A 5,856-nucleotide genomic window follows, 5' to 3' on the forward strand; every position below is an offset into this window, starting at 1 on the left:
CTCCAGCGACGTGTCGAAATGCGCGATCTTGCCATCGAGCGAACTGTCGAGATGCGCGATGCGGTCTTGCACGGTGGTCTCGAATTGCCCCAGTCGCTGGTCCATCGACGCGGTGATTTCACCGGCGTTCGAGGCGACGCGACCATCGAAATTGTCGACATAGCTTTTCAGGGTGTCGGCGATGTCCTGGGTGCGCTGGCCCATGCGCTCGACGATCTCGCCGCCGAAGGTTTTGACGGTGCGGTCGAACTCCGAAATGTGACGGGTGATCAGGGCGCCCAGCGTGCCGGAGTCGCGGGCGAATTTTTCGGCCAGTTCGCCACCCTGGTTCTTCACCAGCTCATCGAACGAGCTCATCTGCATCGACAGCGTATCGTGTGCGCTCTCGGTCTGGCCGACCACCTTCGCCACCAGCGAATTGACGGTGGCATCCAGCGCCTCGCTGGCCTTTTCGCCGCTGGTGGTGACATGGCTGGCGAGCCGGCTGCTGGCCTCGTCGATCTTGCTCGACAGGTCATTGCTGCGCAGCTCGAGCTCCAGAAGCAGCGAATCGCCAGAGCTCTTCAGCGCGTCGTGCACCTGTTCGGTACGCTCGGAGATGCCGTCGATGATGGCGGACGAGCGCTGTTCGAACTCACCGGTGATGTGGTCGATCCGCTCATTCAGCATCTCGTGGACGCGGTCGGCCAGGTCGACGAATTCGTCGTGGACATGCCCGGTCTTGAAGTTGAGGCTGGTGGTGAGGCGCTCGGAGGCGTCCAGCACGGCGCGGGTGGTCTCGGCGCTTGCTTCCTCGAGGCGATCGAGCAGATCGCCGCCGCGCTCGCCGAGCGCTAGGATCATGTTGTCGCCGGCATTGCTCAGCGCGGCCGTGATGTGGGCGCCGCGCTCTTCCAGCGCGCCGGTGATGCTTTTGGCGACTTCGTCGACGCGGGAGGCGATCGCATCAGAGATCAGCGCGATATCGTGGCGCAGGTCGATCTGCACGCCGGAGATCGCGCTGCGCACCTGCTCGGCCTGTCCGACCAGATTGTCGCGCTGATGGGCGATGTCCTGCAACAGCGCGCGGATCCGCACCTCGTTGTCGCTGTAGGCGCGTTCCAGCGCCGAGACCTCATTGGCGACCAGGGTTTCGAGTTCGCCGGCCCGCGCGATCGCGCGCTCGACGCCGTCGCCCATCGCCGCGACCTCGCGGCGGATCGCCTGACCGACCGTCACCATCGAATCGCTGGTCGCGCCCTCGGGTTCGGAGAAGCGAATCGCGACCTGCGCCATCGATTGCGCGATCATGCGCAATTCCTGCCCGCGCCAGGCAAGGCTCGCCAGCACGTAGAACAACAGCACCGGGGCGAAGAACAATGCCGCAAGGCCGGCCAGCATCAGCACAGCGCCACTGCCCTGACCGATCGCGGCCTGCAGCGAGGAGAGGAAGCTGATCGTCAGAAGGGCGCCGCCGAGGATCCAGATGCCGGCAAACACGGTTGCGAGCGTGTAGACATTGCGCGCGGGGCGGCCCTTCTGGATCGCCTGCAGAATCTGCCCGATGGTTTCGCGGTCGTCATTGGCGGGGCGGCGCGTCGCGCGCGCGTCTTCCATCGGCTCGAAGATGGAACGATCCGCGCCCGGGTGCACGTCATAGGCGGGATCGTTGAGCGTCACAACGGCTGGGGCCGGTTGCGCGATGTCGCTGCGCGACGAACCCCTGCCCGTATCCATAGCACCGTCACTGATGTTGAGTGCTTCCTGAATGGCAGAAAGCGCAACTTCGGTAGGGTCTTTGACCTTCTTGGGGTTGTTTGCCATGTTCAGTCTGAGCCCTCATCTCACTACGCAGCCCGGCGAGCCTTGCGCAAGCGCCCCTTGCAAGCTCAAAACCGGATCCCATTGCGCGCCCCAAGCAGGCCAAAACAGCCAGCTTACCCATTGCATCCACCGGCCATCCTATTGGTTGCGCGGGTCGAATGAAATGGCCGCGATTAAGACATTCTTAATCATCGTTAACAGAAGACGCTGCTAAGGTCTTACCAGTCTTCAAAAATCCCTGTTCCATTTTGAGAATGTGGTGGGCGACGGGCAAAAACAAGGCGAATTCGCGGCATCTGCATCAAAACGATCCATTAACCACATCCGTGATTGGCTACCGAGTACCTCATCACCGCTTTCCGCGGATACTGAAAAAGGTGGGGATATTTGGATCAACCTCATGCCGCTTCACCTGCAACGGATCGACTGGATGCCATCCCCGCCGCTTGTTCCCGACGACGGACCGATCGATCTGCGCCATCTGGCGCGAATGACGCTCGACGACGCCGGCCTTGAGCGCGAAGTGCTGGGGATGTTCGTCAAGCAGGCGACCCGAATCGTGGAAGCCCTGGGCGCATCGCCGGCCGATGCGCCCGGCGATGCGCGTCGCGATGCGATCGTCCTGGCGCACACGCTGAAGGGGGCGGCGCGCGCAATCGGCGCCTTTCGCGTTGCCGATGGTGCCGCCGGCGTGGAGGCCACCCTCCGGCAAGGCGTCGATCCGTCGCAAGCCTTTTCTCAAGGTTTCGCTCAAGCCTTGCACGAGCTCTACGACGCGGTCGCCGAGGCTTGCACGGCGGCGGAAGCGATTTTGCGCCGGCCCTGAACTAGCGCGGAGCGGATCGACCCGTTATAGGACTGCCCGGACCTCATTTCCGGGCAGCACGAGCACACATGGCCAAAATAAACTTTGTCGACCATCGCGGCGAAACCCGCACCATCGAAGTCGAGAACGGCGCGACCGTCATGGAAGCGGCCATCCGCAACGCCGTTCCGGGCATCGAAGCCGAATGCGGCGGCGCCTGCGCCTGTGCCACCTGCCATGTCTATGTCGACGAGGCGTGGCGCGAGAAGGTCGGTCCGCCATCGCCGATGGAAGAGGACATGCTGGATTTCGGCTTCGACGTGCGGCCGAATTCACGGTTGTCGTGCCAGATCAAGGTCACCGACGAACTCGACGGGCTCGTGGTCTCCACGCCGGAGCGGCAGGCTTAGTTAGGAGTCCTGACCGGCGCCGCCGTCACTCGCCCTGTGCGATCTCGACGCCCCGCCGCAGCCATCGCCTGAGATTGGCGACGACGTCCTCCGTCAGCGCCGTAGGCTTGCGTGTCGCCTGATCGATCAGGACGCTGACCGATCGCGCCGATGCCACGCAGACGCCTTCGGAAAAAACAACCTGGTCGAATGTCACCGAGGTGCGGCCGAGCTTGCTGACGCCAAGCCCCATTTCGATCGTGTTGGGCCAGCGCAGTTCGGCGCGGAAATGGATGTCCAGCCGGACCATGATCCAGCCGAGCCCCGGCGGCATCAGCCCATAAGCGCGGTCTTTCACCAAGGTGACGCGGCCGGTCTCGAAATAGCTCGCATAGACCGCGTTGTTGACATGCTGATTGGGATCGAGATCGGCGAAACGCACATTGTCGGTGAGCCGGTAGGGAAAGTCTTCCAGGTGCGGCGTGGCGTCGGCACGCAGGGGAGCGTTCACGGGGCAGTCTCCGAAAAGGGCCTAAATTCTTACAGCCCCGCCGCCGAAATGGGCAAGAGGCGGCATTGGCCGCCGCCATCATATTATGGCTTTCCTCCGCTGGCGGCGTTGGTTAGACAGGCGAAAGCCTCTTCCGCGCCCAGATCCGCCGGGCGCTTGCCAACCGAAAAGAAGCGATATGAGCGAAGCGATCAAAACCGATGTGCTGATTATCGGCGCGGGTCCTTGCGGACTGTTTGCGGTGTTCGAATTGGGCCTGCTCGATATGAAGGCGCATCTGGTCGATATTCTCGACAAGACCGGCGGCCAATGCGCCGAGCTCTATCCGGAAAAACCGATCTACGACATTCCCGGCATTCCCCTGGTCACCGGTCACGGGCTGACGGAAGCGCTGATGGAGCAGATCGCACCTTTCCATCCGAGCTTCCATCTCAACGAGATGGTGGAGAAGATCGAGAAGATCGGTGATCCCGCGTTCCGCGTCACGACCGACGCCGGCAAGGTGTTCGAGTGCAAGGTGGTGGTGATCTCCGCAGGCGGCGGCTCGTTCCAGCCGAAGCGCCCGCCGGTGCCGGGCATCGAAGCCTATGAAGGTTCTTCGGTGTTCTACGCGGTGCGCAAGATGGAACAGTTCCGCGACAAGAGCATCCTGATCGTCGGGGGCGGCGACTCCGCGCTCGACTGGACGCTGAACCTGCAGCCGATCGCCAGGCGGGTCACGCTGTTGCATCGGCGCGACGATTTCCGCGCGGCGCCGCACAGCGTCGAACAGATGCGCGCGCTGGTGGCTTCCGGGAAGCTCGATCTGAGGATCGGTCAGGTGACCGCGCTGGAGGGCGAGCGCGGCGTCCTGTCCGGCGCGACCGTCAAGGGCAACGACAACGCGGTCTCGAGGATCGCTTGCGACACCATGCTGCCGTTCTTCGGCCTGACCATGAAGCTCGGCCCGGTTGCCGACTGGGGCATCGCGCTCGAGAACAATCTGGTTCCGGTCGAGACGTCGGCTTTCGAGACCAGCGTTCCCGGGATTTTTGCGATCGGGGACATCAACACCTATCCGGGCAAGCTGAAGCTGATCCTGTGCGGATTCCATGAGGGCGCGCTGATGGCGCAGAAAGCCCATCGCTATGTCTATCCGGACAAGCGGCTCGTGTTCCAGTACACGACATCGTCATCGAGTCTGCAGAAGAAGCTCGGCGTCAATTGATTCCAACCGAATTATGACTTGATAGCTGTCGTCCGGCTGGAATGGCTCAAGCTGGGGGCACTAGAACCGTTCTCGAAATGGCCGTAGTCTGCGGCCATTCACTGGAAGAGTTGGTCAGGTGACGACGATGCGACATCCGTTTCGAGTTCCACTGCTGCCGGCGGCCTTGGCCGGTCTTGCCATCTGCTTCGCCGGTGCGTTGCCGGCGCGCGCCGAGGACGAACCTTCGGCCGCGGGCCTGTGGCAGAAGGTCGAAAAGGGCAAGCCCGTCGTCGATGTCCTGATGGTGGATCACAATGGCATTTTCGAAGGCGTGATCGCCAAGACGTTTCCGAAGGACGGCGAAGAGGATACCGCCTCCTTCTGCTCCAAATGCACCGACGACCGCAAGAACGCACCGGTGCTCGGGATTTCCTTCATCCGCGACATGAAGCGGGATGGGTTGAAATATGAGAACGGCAACATCCTCGATCCGCGCGACGGCAAGATCTACAAGGCGAAGATGACGCTGAGCGAGGACGGCCAGTCGCTGACACTGCGCGGCTATATCGGGATTTCGCTGTTCGGCATGGACGAGGTCTGGGAACGCCTGCCGGACTCTGCAATGGCCACGATCGATCCCGCGATCATCGCCAAGTATCTGCCGTCGCAGGCTGCGGCGATCAAGCCGCCGCCGATGGCGGGCAAGAAGGCCGCGCCGGCGCATTAGCATTTTCCCAGTCGCCCGTTGTTGATTGGCATGGCGCGTGGAGTCCTGAGATAGCAGGTGACTGCAGGCAGATCCCAGAATCCGAATCAGAAATTTCGGTCGTTACGGCCGAGATGTCTGATCCGGACTCAAGCGCCGGCATCCTGGAAGCGCGACGGTTGTCAGCGCACAAACAGTCTGGGGGCAAGGAGGCCTATGCGCCGTCTCGAAAATCGCAGCACATGCATCGGCATCAACGCCGTGCCAATGCCAAACTGCGCAAAAAATCGGTCGATCGCTCAGCCGCCAGGACCTCTTCGGGCGGAACTGACGCCATTGAGGTGATGGCAAAAGGGGCGCGTCGAACCGACACCAGCGCAGAATCCGTTCCGGCGCGTTTGGCCGAATCGCGATCGTGCATTGGCGCCATACTACGACCGGGCTCTCGAAAAG

The 5,856-nt window shown here is 62.3% G+C and carries 6 protein-coding genes and 1 pseudogene; 5 read left to right on the top strand and 2 right to left on the bottom strand.

The window, feature by feature from the left end; genetic code table 11:
* Positions 1 to 1,803: pseudogene (locus WCB02_RS15935) on the bottom strand (negative regulator of septation ring formation); the annotation flags it as partial.
* 259 nt (positions 1,804 to 2,062) lie between these two features.
* On the opposite strand from WCB02_RS15935, the gene WCB02_RS15940 reads away from it, so the two are divergent.
* Together WCB02_RS15940 and WCB02_RS15945 are read left to right on the top strand one after the other, a co-directional pair.
* Positions 2,063 to 2,629 carry an Hpt domain-containing protein gene (locus tag WCB02_RS15940; RefSeq protein ID WP_423959371.1) on the top strand — a complete coding sequence of 189 codons (567 nt, stop codon included), beginning with the start codon at positions 2,063 to 2,065 and terminating at the stop codon, positions 2,627 to 2,629.
* A 68-nt stretch (positions 2,630 to 2,697) separates the two neighbouring features.
* Positions 2,698 to 3,018, top strand: coding sequence for a 2Fe-2S iron-sulfur cluster-binding protein (locus tag WCB02_RS15945; RefSeq protein WP_423959372.1), 321 nt, complete (start codon positions 2,698 to 2,700; stop codon positions 3,016 to 3,018).
* A gap of 25 nt (positions 3,019 to 3,043) precedes the next feature.
* Here WCB02_RS15945 and WCB02_RS15950 read toward each other — a convergent pair whose 3' ends face one another.
* Positions 3,044 to 3,508, bottom strand: a complete 465-nt coding sequence (locus WCB02_RS15950) for an acyl-CoA thioesterase (RefSeq protein WP_423959375.1) — start codon at positions 3,506 to 3,508, stop codon at positions 3,044 to 3,046.
* A 178-nt stretch (positions 3,509 to 3,686) separates the two neighbouring features.
* Here WCB02_RS15950 and WCB02_RS15955 point away from each other — a divergent pair, with 178 nt between their 5' ends.
* From WCB02_RS15955 to WCB02_RS15965, 3 genes are all read left to right on the top strand, one after another.
* The gene (locus tag WCB02_RS15955; RefSeq protein ID WP_423959377.1) at positions 3,687 to 4,715 is read left to right on the top strand and encodes an NAD(P)/FAD-dependent oxidoreductase; all 1,029 of its coding nucleotides are present in this window, start codon (positions 3,687 to 3,689) and stop codon (positions 4,713 to 4,715) included.
* Positions 4,716 to 4,842: 127 nt separating this feature from the next.
* Positions 4,843 to 5,424, top strand: a complete 582-nt coding sequence (locus WCB02_RS15960) for a DUF2147 domain-containing protein (RefSeq protein WP_423959380.1) — start codon at positions 4,843 to 4,845, stop codon at positions 5,422 to 5,424.
* Positions 5,425 to 5,537: 113 nt separating this feature from the next.
* Positions 5,538 to 5,856, top strand: a 319-nt coding sequence (locus tag WCB02_RS15965; RefSeq protein WP_423959379.1) for a hypothetical protein, incomplete at its 3' end; no start/stop codon positions are given.

Source organism: Bradyrhizobium sp., assembly GCF_049581145.1.
Classification (GTDB): domain Bacteria; phylum Pseudomonadota; class Alphaproteobacteria; order Rhizobiales; family Xanthobacteraceae; genus Bradyrhizobium.

Bases quoted from the DNA above. Each gene is read 5' to 3' on its own strand.
- WCB02_RS15945 (WP_423959372.1), top strand. From the start codon at position 2,698: ATGGCCAAAATAAACTTTGTCGACCATCGCGGCGAAACCCGCACCATC.
- WCB02_RS15955 (WP_423959377.1), top strand. From the start codon at position 3,687: ATGAGCGAAGCGATCAAAACCGATGTGCTGATTATCGGCGCGGGTCCT.
- WCB02_RS15960 (WP_423959380.1), top strand. From the start codon at position 4,843: ATGCGACATCCGTTTCGAGTTCCACTGCTGCCGGCGGCCTTGGCCGGT.